We start from the raw sequence: 21,718 nt of genomic DNA, 5'->3' as shown, positions 1-21,718 counted from the left end.
GCCCAATCCGGTCACGACCTCACCCAACTCGCTCTTCATATCGAACCCAAATATCGCTTAGAAAATATTGTCCTGCCTGAGGAGCAAAAAACGCACTTGCGTGAAATCTGCGATCGGGCACAACATCAAACCAAAGTCCTGTCCGAGTGGGGGTTTGACAATCAGTTTTCGATGGGAAAAGGGATAAACGCGCTGTTTACAGGCGTGCCCGGAACAGGAAAAACAATGGCAGCCGAAGCGATCGCCCGCGAATTGCAGCTCGACCTCTATAAAATAGATTTATCCCAAATCGTCAGCAAATATATCGGCGAAACCGAGAAAAATCTCGATCGCATTTTCACCGCCGCCGCCACATCCAACGCCATCCTGTTATTTGACGAAGCCGATGCCTTATTTGGCAAGCGTTCCGAAGTCAAAGACGCGCGCGATCGCTACGCCAACATAGAAATCGGCTACCTCTTGCAAAAAATGGAAGAATATGAAGGCATCGCCATACTCACCACCAATTTAGCAAATAATATCGACGATGCCTTTACCCGCCGACTGAGTTTTATTATCGGATTTCCCTTTCCCAAGGAAGCCGAACGATACCAAATTTGGCAAAAGATATTTCCTGATTCAACCCCTCTCGGTGCAGATTTAGATTTAGAATTTATGGCACGTCGCTTCGAGATAGCTGGTGGAAATATCCGCAATATCGCCCTAGCAGCAGCATTTCTAGCTGCTGCTGAAAAGGCTGATGATGTCAGGATGTCCCATCTCATTCGCGCCACGCGCCGAGAATATCAGAAAATTGGCAAGATAATTTTGGATGAAGACTTAGGCAGTTATGCGTCGAGATAAACTGTTTGCTGGGAAGCATCCCGTTTTTGCGTTGAGATCCAATCTCTGCTTCAATCATCTGCAAAGTTTCCAGAAATGCCAAAAATACAACTTTTTACTTGTCGTATTTATCCACCCTCCCGAGTCCGGCGCGACCCGGCCAGACACTAACTAAAGACCAAAAAGGTCAAAGAGACTGGAACGAACTCTGGCAGCTTTTTGTTCATTTAGGAGCATTGGTAACAAGTTAAGCTAAGAAAGCATTTGTCAATCAGCAATTATGCTCAACATTTACTCGGATTTTGGGCATAAAACTGAGATTTGGGCGATCGAGGAATTATGCCTCCCATGATATTTATACCTACTCCCTCTCAAATCGTAAATTTTCCACTCCTAAAAAAGCAGTTTTTTTGAGTAATATTACTGATTGACAAATGCAATTAAGTCTTAACTTGTCACCAATGAGGCTGGTATAACGGCTGCTGTGTTGCCCATTTTCTCACACTTGCTCAACTTGATTTTTAATTCAATTTAGATACCGCAACTTGACTATTAAATCAATTCAGTTTTGTATCGGCTCAATAAGTAGGGGTAGCAGAGAAAAAAAAGTAAGCAGAGTGCACAAAGTGTCATAAAATAAGACACATGACGCAAAAGATTATTTCACGCCTACAAGTCATCCTCCAATATACTGCAAACCATCGACCCCCCAGGGATTGCAGACGAATCCATGCGTCATAAAGTAGAGCTTTTACTGAACCTCATAGAACAATTACAATTAAAAGTCAAAGACTTGGAGTCAGAGAATCAACGGTTAAAAGATGAAAACAACCGATTGAAAGGAGAGCAAGGAAAACCAGACATCAAAGCCAAGTCCAAAGGATTCAAAAGCCAGCACTCATAGCGAGAAAGAACGAAAAACGCCAAAAAAGCACAGCAAAGGCAGTAAGAAAGCCACAATTAAAATAGCTCGAGAAGAAATACTAGAATATCCTTGCATACCAACTACCAGCAGACGCAGAATTTAAAGGATACGAACAAGTAATCATCCAAGATATCAGCTTGGCAACCGACAACATATTATTTCGCAAACAGAAATATTACTCACCCTCAGTCGGAAAAACTTATGTAGCAGAATTACCAATGGGCTACGAAGGAGAATTTGGACCAGGAATCAAAGCCTTAATCATCAGTTTGTACGCTAGGGGGCAATATGACGCAAGGCAAACTACTGGAGTTTTTAGCCGATTTAGGTATTTCTATATCAGCGGGTTATTTATCCAACCTATTAATCAAAAACCAATGCCTTTTTGAAACCGAGAAACAAGAAGTTTATAATTCAGGACTAGCGAGTAGTCTGCAGGCAACACTTCGACCAAACTGGCGCGCGTGTAGGTGGAGTCAACCATACCACCAATATCATCTGCAACCCTTTATATACAGTCTACTTCACAACAGCTAATAAAGATAGACTGACTGTTCTCAAAGGATTACAGCCCGGACGAGAACTAAAATTTATTCTGAATCCACTGACATTCTCACTAATTGGGGACTTCAAAATCCCGACTAAATGGCAGAATGCTCTCAAGCTATTACCCCAAGGAACTGTGTTGAGTGAGGCACAGTTTAATCACCTACTCAATAAGTATGTACCCAAACTGGGCGCTCAACAAGTTACCCGGATTAGGGAAGCAGCAGCTATTGCTTTCTATCATCACCAAACAGATTGCCCAGTCGTACAAACCCTCTGTTGTGATGATAGAAAGCAATTCAAGTTAATCACTGCCGAGCGAGCGTTATGTTGGGTACACGAGGGAAGATATTACAAGAAGTTAATCCCGGTATTCGCTTGCCATCAAGTAATTTTAGGGCAGTTTATCGAAGATTTTTGGGATTATTATCGGGAATTATTAGCTTACTCATACGCTCCCAGTCCCGAAGCTGCACAGCCTTTAAAGGCTAAATTTCGGCTGCTTTTTGAAACTCCGAGTGGCTAGGAATTGTTGGATGAGCGCAAAGAATTAACTGCTGGAAAAGCATTCGAGTTGCTGAGAGTTTTAGAGCATCCTGAATTACCTTTACACAATAATCCGGCTGAGTTAGCTGCCAGAACTATGGTGCAGCGGCGTAATATTAGCTATGCAACTGGGACGATTGAAGGTACTCAGGCATGGGATACTTTTATGTCTCTTGTTGCTACTACTCGTCAGTTGGGAATCAGTTTTTTTGATTATGTGCGTGATCGAATTTCTCAACTTGGAGTTATTCCCTCTCTATCTACTATTATTCGCTCCAAGTCTTCTCTTCATCCCTTGGGCTTGTCTTGGCAACTAGATTAACTGTTACCCCTACTTATTGAGCCGATACTCAGTTTTTGTTAAAAACGCTAAAAAATAGCTAATTTTTGCGTCAGCTAAAGTCAGGCATTTGCTGTACAAAATCAGGTGTTTGCTGTACAAAAGAGCGTCAGAATACAGGTATTTGCAGGGACTGCACCATACCTGTTTTGATCGGAAAATGTCCAGCAAAAGCCTGCATTGGCCTGTAAAATTACTGCTTTTTTGTGCTGTTCATGCCTTGACCTGTTGGGACTGGTTATGGCTGTTCTTGATTAGTAGCAAGCAATGTTTTTGCGATCGCAAACCATAATTTTATAGTGCTGACAAAAAATAATGCACCCTTATGAATGGGGCATCCTAGGTGTCAAGGGGCTTGATTTTTACCCGCTCTTCGACTGTGCCGGCTGCTCACATTGCTCCTGTTGTTGTGACAACTTCGTAGCAGCACTGGCGTCAATTCCTCCCGTCACACCTGGGTAACGAGCGATCGGCTTGAGCGACAGCTCGATCGCCCACGACGGAGCTCATAGAATCAAACAGGCTCACGGCTACCAATCTGGCGCCGTAGCTTCAGCTATTGAGGAGGATTTTGCAGAGGCAATCGACGCGCACCTTTCTTGCATCGGTCGATATTGTGGCGATAGTTGGCAAGACGCAATTTGAAGAGTTTAAGCAGCTATAGTTATTTCAAATAAAAATGAGACACTAATTTGCACAATAAGCGCGAATAATCTCATCAAGAGATGTGGCAGAATGCGAATACATTATAGCTCTCTTTAATGCACTAAAATCATGCTCAATATCATTTAAGTCAGGAGAGTATTTTGGTAAAAAAAGTATCTGATGACCTGCTTCCTCCACCAGGAGTCTAATTGCTGTCTTACGATGAATCGGTGCATTATCCATGATTAATATTGATGGTATTGTTAAAGATGGCAATAAATATAAAGCTAACCACCCTTCAAAACTTTCTGCATTCAAGCTCCCTGTAAAGACCATAGGTGCAATCAAGTCCTTGTTTTCTTTTCTTCTTCCTGCTACTAAGTTTTCTCTTTTTCCCCGTTTTCCTTGTCTATCTCCATATACTTTTTTTCCTTTTTTTGACCACGCATAAACACAAGCATGAAACTCTTCAAATCCTGATTCATCAATAAATACAAGGCTTTTACTACCATTAACTTTAATTAAATTTCTCAGTGTTTGGTAGTATTTTATTCTTTCTTCTCTATTCCTTTCTTTATAACGAAATTCTTTTTTTTTCTCGTAATTTTCATTTTCTTTAAAGCATAGCATATGGCACTCGCTCTCACCCCGAATTTCCTTGCTCTTTCTATTAATCTTGCTTCGGGATTTTCTTCTACATCTTTTCTGAGTGCTTCCCAGTCTATCTTTCGCTCACGGTGTTCTACCTTGGTGGCTCGAAGGTCTTCCCTCCCTAGCCATCTGTATATTGTTGCTCTTCCTACTTTAAACAGGGCAGCGGCTTTGGTTATACCCCCTCCATTTTCCACATAATCCACTACTCTTTTTCTCAAATCTAGACTGTATGCCATTTTTCGGCTCCGAGTTAACAATTTTTCTTGATTTTACATCATCTTGCATTTGTCTCACATTTATTTGAAATGACTATAAAAGGTGATGGGCGATCTCATAAAAACGCATATTGCCAAAAGTTTTCCTAGGTCTGCCGCTCTTTGATTTTTCCTTGCTAACCACGGAGAAACCAGGAGCGATCGGCTTGTTGGGCAGTCTGATTGCTCCTGGTTGATTCCCCGATAACTCGATAGGGAATAAGAAATTACTATTTCTATAAATGGATAGGCGGGGAAATTTGATTTCCTTGACCGGCGTTGCAACGATTACAGACTCTCTCGCCCTTAAGACACCTTAGAGAGTCTGCTCTTAACCTGCCTTCATACCAACAGTCTAGCCGATTGCAAAGCGCGGGTCCGACAACAGCAATTTATGCAACTGTCAAGGCTGACATAACGGCTGCTACGCTGCCAATTTATTCGCACTTATGAAACTTGATTTTTAATTCAATTTAGATACCGTAACTTGACTATTAAATCAATCCAGTTTTTGTTAAAAACACTAAAAAATCACTAATTTTTGTGGAGCGCTAAAGTCAGGCAAGTGCCGTATAAAGTCAGGCATTTGCTGTAGAAAAACAGGTAGAATTCAGGCTTTTGCAGGGACTGCATTCTCTCTGATTGTATCGGAAAATATACAGCAAACGCCTGAATTGTTAGGTCAAATTGCTGCTTTTTTGTGCTGTTCGTGCCTTGACCTGTTGGGACTGGTTATAGTTGTTCTCTCTCGGTAGCAAGCAATGGTTTTGTGATCACAAACGGCGACTTTATATTTCAGATATAAAAATAATGCACCCCATGAATAGAGCTTACTATCTGTATTAATAAGGTGAAGAACTATAACGACCATTGATAACTGAAAGTCGATCGACTGCTGTAAACCAAGCGGTCGTTCCCTCACGACTGCTGTAAACCAAGCCCGCCGTTTCCTCACGGCTACTGTAAACCAAGCGGTCGTTTCCTCACGGCTACTGTAAACCGAGTGCGTAGGAGGTCACGGAACTTCGAGCACAAGATTGAATGAAAGTGGAGGGAGCGAATAATTCGCATAATTCGCAATCTTTCATCCAACCTTCGTAATTATTCGGTTATTGGGCCTCTCACGAATGAGAATAATTTGCGGTCGAATAAAAGAAACAGCTTTCCTTTATTTCAAACATCGGACGATCGTCCGTTGTTAATGACGAAGGTCGAGCGCTCGAAAGGCGGAGTATGCGTTGACTTTTACAGTTGCCAACACGATAGCCCTCGACTGTAAGTAGCGATCGCTCGCAACACAGGCATTTACAGTATAAAGTCAGGTAGTTGCTGTACAAAAGAGCGTGAGAATGCAGGCATTTGCAGGGACTGTACTCTACCTGTATTTACCCGAAAATATCCTGCTTTCCGTCTGCATTTTACTGTTCCTTTACTGCTTTTTTGTGCAAGGACTGCCTTTGCTTGCTGAGGCTGGTTACGGCTGTTCTCTCTCGGTAGCAAGCAATGTTTTTGCGATCGCAAACCATGATTAATTAGTGCTGAGACAAAATAATTTACCCTTATGAATGGGGAATCCTAGGTGTCAAGGCGCTTGATTTTTAGCCGCTCTTCGGCTGTGCCGATTGCTCACATTGCTCCTGCTGTTGTGGCGGCTTTTGTGGCAGCACAGGCATCAATTGCCACAACTTTCCCATCGCACTTGGGTAGCGCGATCGATCGCATTGCTCGCTCTCTTGTTAGCCAGCTATCGCGGTCAGACGTTTAATCGTCCTTCCACTGCGATCGCCTCAGTCGCTATAATTCATACAAACAAATTAAATTAAGTTAGAGTTGGGTATGGTCAGTCTCTACTTTGATAAACCCTCTAATAGCCCTCTCCAATTGGAGGGGATAAAATCACCTGACTAGCGGTTTTTAATTACAGTTGTTAACTTGTATCTTGGCAAGAGACTTTTACTGATTAAAAACTATGAAAACTTTACCGGAAGTCAAATCTAGAGAGCTGCTATCCAACCATATTCACATTCGCCTCACTGACTCAGACTACAATCAAATCAAAGCAAGAGCAGAGCAAGTAAATTTGAGCATGAGCGACTTCATGCGCCGTGCAGCTTTGAGGAGAACCATGCCACGCCCTCTAGCTGCATTTGACTTAAAAGCCTATCAAGTTTTATGCAAGATTGATGCCCAACTTAGAATTGCAGGAAACAACCTCAATCAACTTACTAAAGCTTGCAATAGTGCTGTGGCATTGAGAGAACCCGTTGTTGTCAATACAGGACTCTTAGAAAGCGTACAGCAACTCATTCGAGAAAACGGGGGTGCAATTAAAGCTATGGTTGCAAACCTCGCCAAATCTACAGTACGCTAATTATTAACAAGCCTGGGCTTTACCGCCTGAGCAATCGATGCTGTGCAACTGACGCTTTTTCGGTTATGATTGGCAAACAAATCAAAGGTACAGGCTTTCGGGGCTGTCTAAACTACGTGCTGGGCAAAAAAGACGCCACTCTAATTGGCGGTACTATGTGCGGACAGACTCCTGAAGAACTCGCTGCTGAATTTGGCATCGCCCGACAACTAAGACCTAACCTGAAAGTAGCAGTTTTTCACGCCACTTTATCTGTTGCAAGCACCGAAAAACTAGAAGATTCTGAAGAAAATGACCAGCGCTGGCTGGCTATCGCAGCCAACTACATGAAAGCGATGGAATTTGACAACAACCAGTATGCAGTTGTCAAACACAGCGATACAGAACACGACCACATCCACATCGTCGCCAGTCGCATTTGCCTAGATGGAGGTGTTGTTGACGATAGCTGGGATTATTACAAAAGCCAAGAAACTATTCGCCAACTCGAACGGAACTACAACCTGGAAACTGTTACACCCAGTTGGGAAACAGACAAGCGAGCTCAGACTACAGGAGAACACAGGCAATTAAAAAACAAGGGAAACAAGAGCGTCAGGGTGCAATTGCAAGACCTAATTGATGAAGTTACCCAAGACAACCCAAGTATGCCAGAATTCGTTGAGCAGTTGCAGCAACAAAGCGTAGAGGTACAAGTCGGATTGACTCGAACTGGAATCGGCTTCAGTAAAGGCATTTCTTACAATTTAGATGGAGTCGCTTTAAGTGGCACTCAGTTGGGTAAAGCCTACACTTTTTCTGGATTGCAGAAGCATCGAGGCGTTAGCTATGACAAAGGGCGAGATAACGCCCTAATTGAGGCTTTAATGCAGCCACAACACTTAGCTATCGCCCCCAGTGAGGCAGAGGAAAATGAGCTAGAGTCGTCACAATCCGAGTTAGCAGCAACCGCGCCTGCAACTCCTGCAATTCCTGCAACACCAAATGAGTTAGAGTTGTCACAATCTGAGTTAGTAGCAAGCGCGCCTGCAACTCCTGCAATTCCTGCAACACCAAATGAGTTAGAGTTACAACTGTCAATCCTGCCTGAAAGGAATGAAACTCAGTGGCAAAAAGTGCGATCGCATCTAGCAGTCGAGTACAGTTTACCTTTTGAATTGCTTGATTTATTACACTCTCATTCTTGGTTGTATGCCAACTCAGAAAAAGCTGTCTTTACGGCACGGACGCTTGAGGGGGAAGCCAGCTTCGCTTTTGTTTTAGATGAAAGAGGCAACTTTACTACAAGCCATCCCCTGTCATCTGAAGCTGCTTTCTGGGTAGCCACTACTGGAGAAATTGAGCGAGCTGTGATTGCTTGTAACCCAATCGAAGCCCTTTCAATTTTGCTTATTGAACAGGAAAATAGCCAGGATAACTCTACACCACCACCCACAATTTACCTAGGAATTGAACGAGCTTCACAACTGCCTATACAATTCTTACAAGAACTCGATAGCGTTATTATAGCGATTGCCGAAAATTCTCAGCTCGCTCGAAATGCGAGCGCGCTGCTACCGAACGCAGAACTTGTTAATCCACAGTCAAGTTGGAATGATATCTGGATACAATTAATTGAGCAAGAACAGCAAACTCATAAACAAAATAACCAACAGTATAAACGGCGCATCCAAGAAATTGAATTGGATTAGTTATGGTTCCCTGACAAAGTGAGTATTGTCTAATAAAAATGCTACTTAACAAATTTTCTACTTGCAACCTAAATTACTCATAGCGCTGCCACTAAGTATTACCAATTTATGAATAGATTTATTTATCAACTATTTTTCCTGATTTGGCTAAGTAACTTGAGACGGCGCTTGCTCATTTTTTTTGTGAGCCGACCTTGATAACAATAAATTATTTATACGTTTTTTCGTAAAATTTAGTACAAAAAAAAATGAGCGCTGTCGCGCCAAAAAATAAAGTATCGGAGATAAAAAATGGAAGTCTCACAAACCAACACCTACTACTTCAATAATTTAACCTTCGTCCACCAAACAGAAAACCAACTGTACATTATGGACCGGCAAACAACACTTGTCTTGAATTTTCAACAAACAAGCTATCAAACGATCGACAAAATAATCCACGCTCTGCGACTTTTGAGAGACAAAAAAGTCCGAGACAGAAAGTCAATTATCGAGCAAGAGCTGCTGGCCTTAAACTTCCAATTCCCTCTCGAAAGCAGCAACCGTAACAACAACGACACCAAAAATGGTAGCAGCAATGGTAGCAGCCACGACAGCCACAAAAACTGCGATCTAAAAATCGACTGGTAATTAAATGATGCCGGAGAGATAAGTTTGTTTCTCCGGCAGCCAATAGCAAACATTTTTCGCCACATCCAAAAATGGTCTTCCTCTCATAGCACCATAGGTGTATCTCCTGCACTAAGAACAAGCCGATATGTTCGAGTCGTCGGGCGCAACACTACGTCGGCTGCACAATCATATTTGGACGAAAGGCTTCTTCTGATCTAAAAAAGGTCGAGGGGCAAAGTTTTGTGGCGCTGCCCGAGAACATCGCTTTCAGATGAATAGCGTATATACTTGAAATAAAACTATCGAAGATATTAAACACAACGAGTCAGTACAGCTATGTCTGCTAAAGATGTCTTTCACGAAGTCGTTAAAATCGCTCTCCAGAAAGATGGATGGCAGATTACTCACGATCCATACACTTTACAGGCAGGAACTCTAGAACTTTACATCGACTTGGGTGCCGAAAAGGTGGTGGCGGCCGAAAAAGACGGACAGAAAATTGCCGTTGAAATTAAAAGCTTTATTGGCCCGTCCAAAATCTCCCAGTTTTACACAGCTTTAGGACAATTTATTAGTTATCGAGCAGCTTTACAACAACAAGAAACTGACCGCACTTTATACCTAGCTGTACCCAGCAATGTCTACGATAGTTTTTTCACAATGGGGTTTATTCAGTCTTTAATTCAACAAAATCAAATTCATTTAATTGTTTACGATATAGAGCAGGAGGCGATCGCACAATGGCAAATGTAGACCTTTATAGGCAGCACATCCAAAATCTGCTCTCCCAACACGCTAGTCTTGTGTGGGATGAGCGAATTCAGGCTCAAACTATCTTTGATACCGAGCGCGATCATTATCAATTAGTATATGTGGGCTGGCGCAATCAGCGGCGAATTTATGGCCCGGTTTTGCACCTGGATATTATCGACAATAAAATTTGGATTCAGCAGGATGGAACCGAGGTAGGTATTGCCAACGAACTTGTAGAATTAGGAGTTCCTAAGCAAGACATTATACTTGGCTTTGACCCCCCTAATATGCGAAAATTAAGTGAATTTGCAATCGGATAAATTACGCTTAAATGTTAAAAAATTAGCTTTTTTGAAGGCTAAATTTTTAATACTGAACCGCTTTCGTCAGCTTGTATAATTTTTGCCACTGGGTGTTATATTTCGTACTTAAACTTAACACCCAGTTGCTTGTGGATAATTACTGTATCTATTGCTTTCGCCAATGCGCCTCAACTCCTCGCCCCCGACATTCCAAACGCCCCGCATCCCTTTCCCGGCGCAATAGACGGCGAATCAAATCAATTCCCACTGTGGGACACCGTTCCTGCAATTCCCTAATAGAGAATTCTTGAGGCAAATTGTTAATCGCATCCAATACGATCGCCGTTTTAGTTCCTTTTGCGGATGTAACATATCCTACCCGCTGCTCAAACTCCCGATAAGCTGATAGCAGCATGACTCCCAAGAAATACTCCCACCAAGGTAACAGGTTATGCTGCCCTTCATGCCATCCTTGGGAAGATTGGTAAAGCGTATCGTAATAGCTTTCCTTAGTTCTCTCCACAATCCGTTCTAAGCTAATAAATCGCCCCACCTCATAACCGGCTTTGTATAGCAGCAACAAAGTCAGCAACCTTGCCATCCGCCCGTTTCCATCTAAAAATGGATGAATGCACAAGAAATCCAAAATATAAGTTGGAATCAGCAATAAAGGTTCTATCTCGCCCGATTCCCAGAGGCGATTAAACCGTTCTTGCAGGCGTTCCATTGCCGCAGGAGTAGCATAAGCGGGAGTAGGTTGAAACCTCACCACTTTAGTCCCATCAGGATAAGTAGCGCTAATTTCATTATCCACTGTTTTCCAGCGCCCGCCTGTATTAACAGCAAATTGGTAAAGGTCGCGGTGCAGTTGTAAAATAACCCCTGTACTAAAAGGAATGTGGGTATAACTGGTGTGAATTGTAGTTAGCACGTCCCGATAACCCGCAATTTCTTGTTCTGAACGATCGCGCGGCGTTGTTTTTTCAGTTACTAATTTCTTAATCCGTTCTAGCGGCACAGTAATGCCTTCAATGCGGTTAGAAGATTCGGTACTCTGAATAACCGCAGCTTGGCGCAAAGTGCCTAAAACTTGTGGGGCTTGTTGTTTGAATAACTCCTGCTTTCCCTTGTATTCTCCAACTAAGCGAATCGTTTGCAGAAGTCTTTGGTTGAGCTGTTGACTTTCAATGAACCCCTCTTCAAATGACAGCATATCTATTTGATCTCCTTTGTATTAATTATAAACATTTATTGCAGTCAATAACTCGGATATTGCGGGCGCTCGCATCAAAACTTTGAAACCCGATCGCAAGCAGAACCGACGCCAAATCCAGGTAAATAAGTAAGGCGATAGTTGGTTTTAGCCATAGCCCTTGCCTCTCTTGTTGTCCAAGGTTTGACGCTCAGCAAATCGGGTTCAGTTTCCAGTTGCTTTAAATAAGAGCGATCGCCCGTTACTTCAGCAATTGCCATAGCCACAAATTTGCAACAGCTCAAAGGAGCCTGAACCACCTGCTTTTCAGTAAACCTAACCACAATCCAATTCCACTCTAAGAATAATTGATTGCGGCGCATATCGCTGTCAGCATCGCAGCAGTGAGTGGGCTTCTTAGATTTGCCAGCATAAGGTTCATCAATCTCGACATCAATTCCGAGTCCAGATGGAGTGTGAATTACAGTAAAATCTGCTGAATAGCTCCTCTGAGATAACGGAATTTTAAACTCTGCTGCTTGGACAACTTCCTCGAAATATTGCTGTAAGTATTGCAAAAAGCGTTGTTCACTCACTCCTTGCCGAGCTTGAGATGTGCCATTAGGACTAACGCGAAGTGACATCAAATCCTTGAGCAATCGATTTCTGTGCTGTAAGTCAATTTTTACACTTGTAAAAACTGTCTGCAACCCTTCTTTTCCTAGCTTAAAACTAGAAAATTCCTGCTGTTTGTTGGATAACGTCTCTTGTTGGGATAATCTTTTTTGTTGGGATAATATCTCTTGTTGGGATAATATATTTTGTTGATTGTACTCAAGAACTTGCTGCTTATACCTGGATAGCATTTTTTGACGGCAACCAAACACATAACTATAAGCAGCCGCAATTAAACATGAATAAGCAGCTACTACCAACAGCATTTCCCACCACAGCCAACCCCACGATATAGCAATCAGCGGGAAAGCGATCGCACCATACAGCCAAGACACCCAAATTAACCACAGCAACTTGACAGGTAACACCACAGGTGGTTGAGGCGGAGTCAGCAAAACAACAGGTTTCCCGAATTGTTGAGTTTCTTGAAGTTGGGATGAGGTGGCACAACTAGAAGTTGCCTCTGGCAAAGGATATTGATGGCAGAACTGCATTACCACTTTTGGGTAAAAAACTATAGGATAATTCATAACTTTAAATACTCCTTTTTTTAAGAGCGCGGTCGCGCTATTTTTAAGAAATTTTTTTGAATTGTATGCAAAAAATCACCCAGTCAAACTCACAAAATTTAACTCATTCTCAACCAGTTAGCAAAATACAAAAGGACAAACAAATCTCTCTTAAATCCGACGCGGCAACAATGGCTGCGCTTACTCAACTCGAAGAACGCCGCGATTATTATCACACCTGCATCAACGGAGGATACTAAGCATGAATTTAGCCACAGCGACGCTTGCTCAAAGTTCAATAACTGCGGCTCAACTTTGGCATCAACTAGAGTCAGCAGAAAGCTCAGAAGAAATCGATCAACTGCTGCAATCCCTTTGGCAAACCCAAGAAACCCAGGAACTTGCTGTTGATGCCCATGCCGACTTAGCCGACCAAATTGATGCCGAAATTGCAGGAATTACCGCCCGGATGCAGTATTTGATAGAACTGCATTCAAAAGCTATCAACAAACTCCAGGGGTGGAGAGAGCGCTTAGATAAAACCGTTCTCTACTTCAACGAGTGTGGCGTGTTAACTTCTGAAGTTATCGGCAAACACCGCCGCATTACTGTTAAGGAAAATCCACCTACCTGTGAAGTTTTGATTGACTCATCTCAACTGCCAGAACCTTATCGCCGAGTCGAAACCAAAACCGTAATTTCTGCCGACAAAAAGGCGATTGCAGACGCTTGGAAACAAGGAATGCCTGTAGATGGCACTAGGGTTTTCCGCAAGCGCAAAGTGGTCTACAGCTTGCTTCCCGGTAACAATTTGCACTCTCTTCAAGCCAACCAGACGCTTGAGAGTCGTTCTTCGGAAAAAACGCAGCTCAAAAAACGGCGTTAGCCATCTTTTCAGGTGTCAGAAATGCCTTGCTCTGACACCTGAATTATAGCCTTTCTCAGGTAAATGAGGTATATACCAAGGCTTGAAAATCCTGATATTCAGATAATCTTGTGTACCTCCTATCCGTGAGAAAAGCTATAGTAGACACCTCCGACTTAGACTTGCCTGAATTAGACATTTCCGAATTAGAATGTGAAACGCTTGTTTTGTTTGTAAGAGCGAAGACTTAATTTCGGTCGGTATCTCTTATAAATCAATCCAGTATTGAGGGTTCTCCACTTGTTCTTCGGTGACGTTGAACAACTTTGATGCTCTACCTTTAATAACCCCGTTAGCATCTAGGTTCAAACCGCCAAACTGCTGACTGTTTTCACCTTCTCCCAAAGCAACGCGAGCAAGTGCATCGCTATCGCTATCATAGAAATAATCCCGTTGGCTTTCCATAGCCGTAGTTGTGCGAACTACTTTCACTTTTTTTCTCCATATTGGGATTGTCATTCTGATTGTAACACGCTACTTCTTTCTTCTAAACCCCTCCAATTGGAGGGGGTAAATATCATTCAGTAGCAGGAATTTTTGAAGGAAAAACCTTGTCAAAATCTGGACTATTACTGTGCGTAAGTCCTAAAAATGTAAAAACTAGGATTCAGGAGCTAATCAATGAGCAGAAGAAAACTTACCCCAGAACATCGCTCCACAGAATGGGTAGCTGGGGAAGGACTAAAAATCCCAGTCTTTGATATGTCCTTGGCTGACGGTAGAGCACAAGGGCGGTACCAAGCTGAATCAGAAGTGCTGCGTAACTCCCTGCTTGAACTGCTTTTTGAACCTGAAGAATTAGCATCCCTAACCATCGTTAAACCAGACCCAAATGATAGCAGCTTCGACCCTCTAAAAAACATCGACTTTGGAGATGGCATTGGCAGAAGAGTTGCTTTCAGCTCCGGCAAAAATGTGTATTTTGCAGACAAAGAACTCTCAACCAAACTGTTGAGCGTATTCAAAACTCAACCCGACCACGCCTGTCGCTACGGCTCACTGCTAGTTAGCAGTTGCAACCAAGGAGCCAAATTGTTAGATAGCTCCCTTGACGGCGAAACCTTGCGACTCAAAATTGTTGATTCTCAAAGCGATGACCAAAGTGAAAAAGCGAAAGCTCATAAGTGGCAAACCGGAGACTGTCACGGTAAAATTTCACCGGCACTAGCCCAACAATTAGGAGGGAATTACAACCGACCTTTTCAATTCAGATTTGCCTGGATGCAGGAATGGGGACAAGAAGACTGCCACACTCCAGAAATTAGCTTTCTTGCCAAAGGAACGCTGTTGCCTGATGCTAATTTAACCTCCGACTTGGATTATGATATCATCATGGATCGCTCCTCTATCAAAGGAGTTGCTAAAGAGCAATTAGCTGAACTTATCCCCTGTGGTGACTACGAATTTCCCAAAGCTATACTAGGAAATCGAGGCAACGCCAAAGTAACTGAATACGAAAATTCCTGGCAATTTTCGATTTGGTATTCTGAACCAGCTATTCAGGCTGACATCGCGACACCGACCAAAATTGAAGCCCAAAAGCTAGCTGACTTGCAAAATAACCGGCTGCAACTTGCCAAATACTTAGTGGAGCAGCACGACAAAAAAGCTGCTTTTCAATCTAGCCTTCACGAAGACAGCAGCGGATTAGAAGACGAAACAGATGAAAAAGCCCAACGCAACGAATCCCGGCTAATTTCAATTTTGAGGAACGACAAACTCGGTCAACTCCTCGACTTTCCCAAAGTCGTCGATTTCATGCAAGAACAACTGGCTAAAAAGTGGAAAGACTTAGCAATTAAAGGAACAATTCATCATGGTTCAGCAATGGCTCAACCTTGTGAAAACCTCCAACCCGGTACAATTGTTGCCCCCCACTTGCGACACGGCACAGAAGTTATCGTTACCCGATACCCAATTGTCAGTAAAGATAACATCCGTCGCTACACAGTAGACAACAAAAGCCATCGCGCATTAACGCAGTACAAAGGGTGCGTTTTCATTCGCTCTGACCAAGCCATGCAGCATCATCAATGCGATTTTGACGGCGATCAATTAGTGATTACGCCTGCTTCCCGAATGCCCAATATCGCCTCTGAAACCAGGCACGCTAATCAAGAGAATGAGTACGATGCAGTTGAGAAGCGAGAGAAAGTTGACTACAATAAAGCTACCGATAGTGATGGCGATCGCAAGTATACCAAATTGCGGCAAATTGCCGTAGCGATCGCCCAAAATAAAATCGGCTGGGTGGCTACCTTAATCGGGAGAGTGCAATCATCAGCAGCAGAACCGGGACAGCCAGAAAGTTTATTCAATCAACAGAAGCGGCAGCTTCTTGGAAAGCTATTTGATGCCCTGCAAATTGAAGTGGACAGTCCCAAAAGTGCTACTCGTACCGAAGACCACCACCCCACCTTGTTGTCCAAGGCTAAGCAGTGGTCAGAACAGCACCCAAGCTACCTATTTGACTACAAAGACGACCCCAGGCTTTACAAAACCGTGCCATTACCTATAGGAGACGGCACCGCTATCAATTGCATTGCTAGGGAGGCTGTTAACCCAGAGTGGGAACCGACTCGTCTAAAAAGCCGCCACCGCGACGAGTTTCGCTACCTGTTCGAGTCTCCTTCTGACGTAGATGAGCGAGAAAATTGGGAGAAACATTATGTCAGGTGGGCGCAAGATATTAAGGAACGCTATCGAGAAAGGATGGGCGAAATTCACTTGGAGTGCGGCGGCGATTCTAAGGCAATTAAAGAAGCCGTCAGCAAGTTATACGAGAGCTTAAGAGCCGATGTGACCGAAGCTTGGACTGACCCTGAAGAACGGTTTTTAGCTGCTAGTGCTATGTGGCACGTCGAAACCGCAAATCCCAACTTAGAAGTCCCTCGCAAAGCTTGTAAGGAACTTTCTCGCCAACTGCTGATTGAATTCAACCTTGAACCTGAGTACGAGCGACTCCACGAAGCAATGCCAAAAGACACTTACGTTCTGAGTGTCCCTTTCGAGGAATTTGAACTCGACGGCAGCAATAAGACTGTCAGGGATAAGAAGCGACAGCCAGTTGGCAAAGACTTAGCGGGACATTGGAAAGAATTGTTAGACAGCAAAGGCATTAAATATGAAGCAACTTTGCATCCGAGCCTGCCAATGGTCAATTTTGCCTTAATTGAACCCAGCGACAAACTGGTGGGAATTCTTGAGAAGAAGTTTTGCGAAAATGTCAACGACATCGACAGTTTAGACTTAACTTACCGCGATGGTCTTGGTCGCACCAAAGATGTGAGTTCACGCATTGTAGCTCCTGCAGATTATACTTGGCTTGAGTCCCAAAACCAAACACCTAAAGCAGCATTGGTTCTCAACCTATTTACGGATGAAATTTGCCAGCAATTGCAAACCTTTCAGTTTGACAGAGCGGAACTGATTGGGCAGAAGTACAATGACTTGAAAGATGTTGACTTTAGCAGTCCAAAATGGAGGCAGAAAACATTGACTTTTGAGGTTGGCTCTGTTAGCGGTAGCGGTTCGAGGCGCGACGGTAGCCCTATTGTCCTCCTTGACGGACAAGAATTAGCCATGTTCTCTGCTAATTCACCTAAATTGCCGATCGGCACTACCTTTGAGGCCACTATTGAACCCTCGCCTAAAGGTAGTGCTCTAATCTTAAACATCAACCCTAGCTCTGTGCGACTAATTGAATCAGTTGAGGAACTTTCAGAAGTCGCGCCAACTCCTTGTCAAGAGCGATCGCAATCCGTATCCCCAACCCCTCGTCAAGGGCGATCGCCATCCGTATCACCAACTCCTGCTCAAGGGCGCTCGGCATCCGTACCGCCAACTTCTTCTCAAGAGCGCTCGCCGTCTCAACCTGAAGACATTGCTGCAATCCCCGTCCACCTCTCACAACTGCTGAAGGATGCAATTTCTGAAGCATATAACCAAACTGGAGCAACTAAAATCCTTGTCAGGGAATAACTTTTGATTTGGCAAGGAATAGCCAGGAACTCGGTGTGCTGGGACGGCAGCGAATTAAGTCGTTTATGTTGTCGGCTTACGAAGCATTTGAAACTATGGAGATGTTGCCATGAGTTATGGTGTTGTTGATACTAAATCTTTGCTTAATCTTGCTTTAGAGGGGCAATCTGAGGAGTACAGGCGCAAAGTTTTGGAGTTGGCTTTTAAGGGAAAAATTGAGCCAACTGACCCGATCTTTTTGATTTTGTTGGCTATTGGTCGATTGGAGATGCTGATTCAAGAGAGTCCGAAACCAGAGGATTTTGAGTTAGCGTGCGATCAGTGGGTGGGACGGATTAATAAGACTCTGGCGACTTATGAACGCGGGCGGGGGGTATCCTGTTGACAACGTTGGGTATTGGTGCTTTGATAGGATTGGTTTACTCATGTAATACTACCTTAAGTTCAGGTTAGATATTTAGCTGAGTTAATAAGACAATCAAACAAAACACTCTAGGAGATTGAGGTGTCAATATGTCTCTTGTATCTAAAGAGCAGTTAGAACAATACGCCCAGACGATGGTTTATGGTGCGAAGGATAGCTTTACGAAAATTGCTCAAAAAGGCTATCAAGATCATGGAATTGGTCTGATTTTCGTGGGTGTGCATCTAGATGAAAACAACTGTATTGACATTGACATATCAGAGTTGGCTTATGTTCCGAGAAGCGACTTACCTAAATTTGCTAATAACGATAGGGAGATTATTCGCCTGGTACAAGCAAAGATGGATGAAATAACAGATCCATCTGAGCAAATTCTTGTGGCTTTTTCTGGCTGTGGTCAAAGTGTTCTAGTTACCGCAAATCTTAAAATTTCTAGCACTGATTCAAAGGATTACTTTAACCGAGCTAGTCTTGATTTTCAGAGGGGTGATTTAAGGGCAGCAATAAAAAACTTAAGTGCAGCAATCCAGCTAGATCCTAATTATGCTGAAGCTTACTACAGCCGAGGCTATATGAAAAATGAGCTAGGTGAACATAATAGTGCTCTGGAAGACTACACCCGTGCTATTCAACTTAAAGCTGATTACGCGGATGCTTATATGAATAGGGCTACTACCTTTTATCAATTGGGGGATATTCAAAAGGCTGTACAGGATGGCAAGATTACCCAAAATCTTTTTCTTAACCAGAACAATAGGCAGTCAGCCCTTCGAGCAAATGCTTTTCTGAATCTTCTCGGTTGTAGAGATTACGATCTAGTTGAGCAACCAAGGTTAGAATCTGTGTACGATTCTTTCAAAAGTCAAGATGATTTAATTGATCAGCTAAAAAAAAGTGGCAAAAGAATCTCTAAAGCAAGGTGTATCACACAAATTTTTCCAGAAGATGGTGCTTTGCTACAGTGTATGCCAGTAGGAAACAATCTCTCTATCGGGGCACAATTGGAAAAAGATTTAGATACCCCGTCTAAAAATATCTGGTGTCTCCTTCCAATGGTTGACTCCACTGACAAAAGCTTGTCATCAAAACCTGCAAGTTATGAGCTTGTAAAAGAGCATTTAGAAGAGTTTATTGTTTGCACAAAGGCTTGTCTCGCTGCTTATAAAAAATTAAATGGAACCTATCCAAATGTATGTTCAGCATCAATTGATCCTTGGTTAGCTAGTAATTACATGGCTGTGTTTTACTCGATGGAGAATCAGTGGGATGTTGAGTGTAAAGGAGTAGAAGTTGATCCTAATAAATGTTGGCTAGAACTGGAAAAGAAAATTATAGTTGTAGGAGAGAGAGAACAAGAGAAAACCCTCGAATCCAATCCCTCCAGTAGTTCAAGCTTAACGAATTTTGAAAATCCATCCGACTATAGTAGTGAAAACAAAGTTAAGAAACTGATTGCTTTAGGGGTTGGATCTTTAGGCGCAGTTCTCTTACTTTCTGGAATCTGGTTTATAGCTCTAATTTGTCTCGGATTAGCTTGTTTTTTATGGCAGAGTGTCTGAAGTTACATCAGGCAAAACCTGCTTTCTAATAGAGTTAACACTTGTATTGTGAAATATGCAATTTTCTGATTTTCCTAGTTTCATACAACTTTTCCGTCCTACATTTATGTAACTCCCCGCGACCCATCACTCGTTTGTAAATGCCACCCGGTTAACTCCTAAAACTGCTGGATTCGGGTTATTGGGGCAATTTCTCGGTATATAGTGACCTGAGACTAAATTCCATTGGAGAAGAGCAAGTATCACTCGATCGCAGAAATGGTGTAAGTCTTGATATTTTTGGATTTTTTCCAGAGAATTTGAGCCAGTTATATTCCCAGTATGTACGATCTCATTGCGAATATTGGTGAAATCCCTACTAAACTCACCAGAAATGATGCTATTGCTGTCACATAATCTTGTCAATATTTCATTAAAAGAGGCTTTTTTTCCACGGTTTGCACCACTCAACCACTCAAAATTATTGTCACGAATTTGCCGAAAAACTCCACTGAGACAGCCAACGTTTAGTGCATAATTATAACGCAATACTTCCAGAAAGTTACACATTAATAGAGTTTTAACCTCTATATAAGGTGTATGCTTAGCCAGAATACCTAAGTTAATTAAATTATTCAGGTTGTATGTGGTAGCAATCTGCTGATAGTAATTGTAGCTGTGTTCAATGAACTGGGTTAGATCGTCTACATCATAGATGACTTGAGGCCCTTGGTTCAGTGTAGTATCAACAGATGTAAGTTCCTGGTATATAAGTTCTTCGTTACGTAGTACCTCCATTCTGGCAACTGCGGAAAGCCGTCCAGAGGCGAAAGAACAAAGCCAGCATATTGAATTAATGAAGTTTTTGATATTCTCTAAATCAGAGTATCGGATTTGAGAAACTTCAGCAATATTTGATATCCCTACTTCTGTCGCTCCTTCTTTGTGAGCAGATAATACAACTCGTGGCTGTCCTGTAATATTAATATCAAATTTTTTTATATTTGGTTTGGAAAAATATGGACATAGGTTAGTTAAATACATTCGGACTGAAACTATATCTTTATCTGAAGGAAGCTTCTGCACTTCAAGCTCTGCTACACCTAACTTCGCTTTTAACTGGTTATTTTGTTCTGAAATTGTCACGGGTGTTGTTTTTAGCAAAAGTGAAGATAAACAATTAGGAATACTTTCTAGAAAACAATCTACGTTTGAAGAAATCAAACTAATCTGTCGATGCGGAGTTATGGTGGCAATAACAGAGCAGTCGTCGGACTGGGAAATAACCACATCCGCCATAACAGTTTCAGTTCCGTAATTCAACTGACAAATAAGTTTCCTTTCTGTAACCACAATTCTTGCCTCCAGGGCGAACGCATCTAAATCTTATGTTAACATAACCTGGTATCAATAATTCGGACAGTTTTAGATATAGTCTAGTGTCCTAAACCCTTGCTGGCTATATGCTGGACTATTTTTTCAAGGTTTAAGTTCAGCCCTAAGTTTCAGAAAATCCGTTAAAAATGGCAGGGCTTCCTCCGTAAGGCTTACAGGGCCGTTAAAAAACTGTCCGAAGTATTGCTGGTATATTGGAGAATAATTATTGAGGACCTACCAAACATTTAATCAGAGTTCGTTAGTAGTTTACCAAATAATGCTCAAAAGCTTGGTGAATCAGTCCGCAGCCATTGGGAAATTGAAAATTCTTTACATTGGGTATTAGATGTGGGTTTTCGCGAAGATGATTGTCGGATCAGGAAAGACAATGCTCCGCAAAACTTTGCTATTCTTAGACACATCTCACGAAATCTTTTGAATCAAGAAAAAAACTCAAAAACAGGAAAAAAAATAAGCGACTTCGAGCCGGATGGGATGATGACTATTTGACTAAAATTCTCGCTATTTCAGTTAACTAAATTCTCACCAATAACTCATTGCTAACTATTATACAACTTGTAAACAGTGGTTGTAAGCTTTTTATTTTCTCAAAAATGGCAGCAAGTAAAGACCCCC

Annotated in this window: 22 protein-coding genes and 2 pseudogenes; 18 read left to right on the top strand and 6 right to left on the bottom strand. The window is 42.4% G+C overall.

Going from position 1 to position 21,718, the window contains the following annotated elements; all coding sequences use genetic code 11:
* The 5 genes from QT990_RS16735 to QT990_RS16715 all read left to right on the top strand — a co-directional run.
* Positions 1-843 (top strand): ATP-binding protein (locus tag QT990_RS16735; RefSeq protein WP_333465525.1); only part of this gene is annotated, 843 nt, incomplete at its 5' end.
* A gap of 709 nt (positions 844-1,552) precedes the next feature.
* Complete coding sequence (locus QT990_RS16730) at positions 1,553-1,726, top strand: hypothetical protein (RefSeq protein WP_333465524.1); 174 nt, start codon at positions 1,553-1,555, stop codon at positions 1,724-1,726.
* 703 nt (positions 1,727-2,429) lie between these two features.
* Entirely contained in the window at positions 2,430-2,819 is a 390-nt protein-coding gene (locus QT990_RS16725; protein WP_333465523.1) for a hypothetical protein, read from the top strand.
* A 6-nt stretch (positions 2,820-2,825) separates the two neighbouring features.
* Positions 2,826-3,161 (top strand): hypothetical protein, encoded by a 336-nt coding sequence (locus tag QT990_RS16720; RefSeq protein WP_333465522.1) that lies wholly within the window; start codon positions 2,826-2,828, stop codon positions 3,159-3,161.
* Positions 3,162-3,653: 492 nt separating this feature from the next.
* On the top strand, positions 3,654-3,824 hold the full coding sequence (locus QT990_RS16715; protein ID WP_333465521.1) for a hypothetical protein: 171 nt from the start codon (positions 3,654-3,656) through the stop codon (positions 3,822-3,824).
* Positions 3,825-3,866: 42 nt separating this feature from the next.
* Here the strand turns inward: QT990_RS16715 and QT990_RS16710 are convergent.
* Positions 3,867-4,714, bottom strand: a pseudogene (locus tag QT990_RS16710) (IS630 family transposase).
* A gap of 860 nt (positions 4,715-5,574) precedes the next feature.
* Entirely contained in the window at positions 5,575-5,703 is a 129-nt protein-coding gene (locus QT990_RS16705) for a hypothetical protein (RefSeq protein WP_333465520.1), read from the bottom strand.
* 378 nt (positions 5,704-6,081) lie between these two features.
* On the opposite strand from QT990_RS16705, the gene QT990_RS16700 reads away from it, so the two are divergent.
* The 7 genes from QT990_RS16700 to QT990_RS16670 all read left to right on the top strand — a co-directional run bounded on the left by QT990_RS16700 (position 6,082) and on the right by QT990_RS16670 (position 10,479).
* The gene (locus QT990_RS16700) at positions 6,082-6,264 is read left to right on the top strand and encodes a hypothetical protein (protein ID WP_333465519.1); all 183 of its coding nucleotides are present in this window, start codon (positions 6,082-6,084) and stop codon (positions 6,262-6,264) included.
* 47 nt (positions 6,265-6,311) lie between these two features.
* The gene (locus QT990_RS16695; RefSeq protein ID WP_333465518.1) at positions 6,312-6,497 is read left to right on the top strand and encodes a hypothetical protein; all 186 of its coding nucleotides are present in this window, start codon (positions 6,312-6,314) and stop codon (positions 6,495-6,497) included.
* 204 nt (positions 6,498-6,701) lie between these two features.
* Positions 6,702-7,103 carry a plasmid mobilization protein gene (locus tag QT990_RS16690; RefSeq protein WP_333465517.1) on the top strand — a complete coding sequence of 134 codons (402 nt, stop codon included), beginning with the start codon at positions 6,702-6,704 and terminating at the stop codon, positions 7,101-7,103.
* 65 nt (positions 7,104-7,168) lie between these two features.
* A complete protein-coding gene (locus tag QT990_RS16685) occupies positions 7,169-8,794 on the top strand; it encodes a relaxase/mobilization nuclease domain-containing protein (protein ID WP_333465516.1) in 1,626 nt (541 codons plus the stop codon).
* A gap of 291 nt (positions 8,795-9,085) precedes the next feature.
* Positions 9,086-9,424 (top strand): hypothetical protein, encoded by a 339-nt coding sequence (locus tag QT990_RS16680; RefSeq protein ID WP_333147953.1) that lies wholly within the window; start codon positions 9,086-9,088, stop codon positions 9,422-9,424.
* A 318-nt stretch (positions 9,425-9,742) separates the two neighbouring features.
* The gene (locus QT990_RS16675; RefSeq protein WP_333147955.1) at positions 9,743-10,159 is read left to right on the top strand and encodes an element excision factor XisH family protein; all 417 of its coding nucleotides are present in this window, start codon (positions 9,743-9,745) and stop codon (positions 10,157-10,159) included.
* A complete protein-coding gene (locus QT990_RS16670; protein ID WP_333412931.1) occupies positions 10,147-10,479 on the top strand; it encodes a XisI protein in 333 nt (110 codons plus the stop codon). Before QT990_RS16675 ends, QT990_RS16670 begins: the two co-directional genes overlap by 13 nt.
* Positions 10,480-10,627: 148 nt before the next feature.
* Here the strand turns inward: QT990_RS16670 and QT990_RS16665 are convergent, their stop codons facing one another.
* Both QT990_RS16665 and QT990_RS16660 read right to left on the bottom strand, forming a co-directional pair.
* On the bottom strand, positions 10,628-11,674 hold the full coding sequence (locus tag QT990_RS16665) for a Fic family protein (RefSeq protein ID WP_333465515.1): 1,047 nt from the start codon (positions 11,672-11,674) through the stop codon (positions 10,628-10,630).
* A 74-nt stretch (positions 11,675-11,748) separates the two neighbouring features.
* The gene (locus QT990_RS16660) at positions 11,749-12,858 is read right to left on the bottom strand and encodes a hypothetical protein (protein ID WP_333465514.1); all 1,110 of its coding nucleotides are present in this window, start codon (positions 12,856-12,858) and stop codon (positions 11,749-11,751) included.
* Between the two features lie 65 nt (positions 12,859-12,923).
* Here QT990_RS16660 and QT990_RS16655 point away from each other — a divergent pair, with 65 nt between their 5' ends.
* Positions 12,924-13,097, top strand: coding sequence for a hypothetical protein (locus QT990_RS16655; RefSeq protein ID WP_333465513.1), 174 nt, complete (start codon positions 12,924-12,926; stop codon positions 13,095-13,097).
* A 2-nt stretch (positions 13,098-13,099) separates the two neighbouring features.
* Positions 13,100-13,723, top strand: a complete 624-nt coding sequence (locus tag QT990_RS16650; RefSeq protein ID WP_333412923.1) for a siphovirus Gp157 family protein — start codon at positions 13,100-13,102, stop codon at positions 13,721-13,723.
* A 246-nt stretch (positions 13,724-13,969) separates the two neighbouring features.
* Here the strand turns inward: QT990_RS16650 and QT990_RS16645 are convergent, their stop codons facing one another.
* A complete protein-coding gene (locus tag QT990_RS16645) occupies positions 13,970-14,194 on the bottom strand; it encodes a hypothetical protein (RefSeq protein ID WP_333412921.1) in 225 nt (74 codons plus the stop codon).
* A gap of 189 nt (positions 14,195-14,383) precedes the next feature.
* Here QT990_RS16645 and QT990_RS16640 point away from each other — a divergent pair, with 189 nt between their 5' ends.
* The 3 genes from QT990_RS16640 (at position 14,384) to QT990_RS16630 (ending at position 19,726) form a co-directional block, all read left to right on the top strand.
* The gene (locus tag QT990_RS16640) at positions 14,384-17,743 is read left to right on the top strand and encodes a hypothetical protein (protein WP_333465512.1); all 3,360 of its coding nucleotides are present in this window, start codon (positions 14,384-14,386) and stop codon (positions 17,741-17,743) included.
* A gap of 109 nt (positions 17,744-17,852) precedes the next feature.
* The gene (locus QT990_RS16635; RefSeq protein WP_333465511.1) at positions 17,853-18,128 is read left to right on the top strand and encodes a DUF6753 family protein; all 276 of its coding nucleotides are present in this window, start codon (positions 17,853-17,855) and stop codon (positions 18,126-18,128) included.
* A 128-nt stretch (positions 18,129-18,256) separates the two neighbouring features.
* Entirely contained in the window at positions 18,257-19,726 is a 1,470-nt protein-coding gene (locus tag QT990_RS16630; protein WP_333465510.1) for a tetratricopeptide repeat protein, read from the top strand.
* Between the two features lie 126 nt (positions 19,727-19,852).
* On the opposite strand, the gene QT990_RS16625 is transcribed toward QT990_RS16630, so the two are convergent.
* On the bottom strand, positions 19,853-21,028 hold the full coding sequence (locus QT990_RS16625; protein ID WP_333465509.1) for a hypothetical protein: 1,176 nt from the start codon (positions 21,026-21,028) through the stop codon (positions 19,853-19,855).
* Between the two features lie 309 nt (positions 21,029-21,337).
* On the opposite strand from QT990_RS16625, the pseudogene QT990_RS16620 reads away from it, so the two are divergent.
* Positions 21,338-21,621, top strand: a pseudogene (locus tag QT990_RS16620) (ISAs1 family transposase); the annotation flags it as partial.
* Between the last annotated feature and the right edge of the window lie 97 nt (positions 21,622-21,718).

The organism is Microcoleus sp. T3_B1 (assembly GCF_036700445.1).
Lineage (GTDB): Bacteria > Cyanobacteriota > Cyanobacteriia > Cyanobacteriales > Microcoleaceae > Microcoleus.
Note: the sequence above shows the minus strand (reverse complement) of the source record. Positions and strands in the feature narration are given on the sequence as shown.

Excerpts from the sequence above, each read along its gene's own strand:
- QT990_RS16700 (WP_333465519.1), top strand. The coding sequence starts at position 6,082 with ATGCAGGCATTTGCAGGGACTGTACTCTACCTGTATTTACCCGAAAAT.
- QT990_RS16640 (WP_333465512.1), top strand. The coding sequence starts at position 14,384 with ATGAGCAGAAGAAAACTTACCCCAGAACATCGCTCCACAGAATGGGTA.
- QT990_RS16730 (WP_333465524.1), top strand. The coding sequence starts at position 1,553 with ATGCGTCATAAAGTAGAGCTTTTACTGAACCTCATAGAACAATTACAA.
- QT990_RS16690 (WP_333465517.1), top strand. The coding sequence starts at position 6,702 with ATGAAAACTTTACCGGAAGTCAAATCTAGAGAGCTGCTATCCAACCAT.
- QT990_RS16670 (WP_333412931.1), top strand. The coding sequence starts at position 10,147 with ATGGCAAATGTAGACCTTTATAGGCAGCACATCCAAAATCTGCTCTCC.
- QT990_RS16680 (WP_333147953.1), top strand. The coding sequence starts at position 9,086 with ATGGAAGTCTCACAAACCAACACCTACTACTTCAATAATTTAACCTTC.
- QT990_RS16655 (WP_333465513.1), top strand. The coding sequence starts at position 12,924 with ATGCAAAAAATCACCCAGTCAAACTCACAAAATTTAACTCATTCTCAA.
- QT990_RS16675 (WP_333147955.1), top strand. The coding sequence starts at position 9,743 with ATGTCTGCTAAAGATGTCTTTCACGAAGTCGTTAAAATCGCTCTCCAG.
- QT990_RS16685 (WP_333465516.1), top strand. The coding sequence starts at position 7,169 with ATGATTGGCAAACAAATCAAAGGTACAGGCTTTCGGGGCTGTCTAAAC.
- QT990_RS16650 (WP_333412923.1), top strand. The coding sequence starts at position 13,100 with ATGAATTTAGCCACAGCGACGCTTGCTCAAAGTTCAATAACTGCGGCT.
- QT990_RS16635 (WP_333465511.1), top strand. The coding sequence starts at position 17,853 with ATGAGTTATGGTGTTGTTGATACTAAATCTTTGCTTAATCTTGCTTTA.
- QT990_RS16630 (WP_333465510.1), top strand. The coding sequence starts at position 18,257 with ATGTCTCTTGTATCTAAAGAGCAGTTAGAACAATACGCCCAGACGATG.
- QT990_RS16660 (WP_333465514.1), bottom strand. The coding sequence starts at position 12,858 with ATGAATTATCCTATAGTTTTTTACCCAAAAGTGGTAATGCAGTTCTGC.
- QT990_RS16665 (WP_333465515.1), bottom strand. The coding sequence starts at position 11,674 with ATGCTGTCATTTGAAGAGGGGTTCATTGAAAGTCAACAGCTCAACCAA.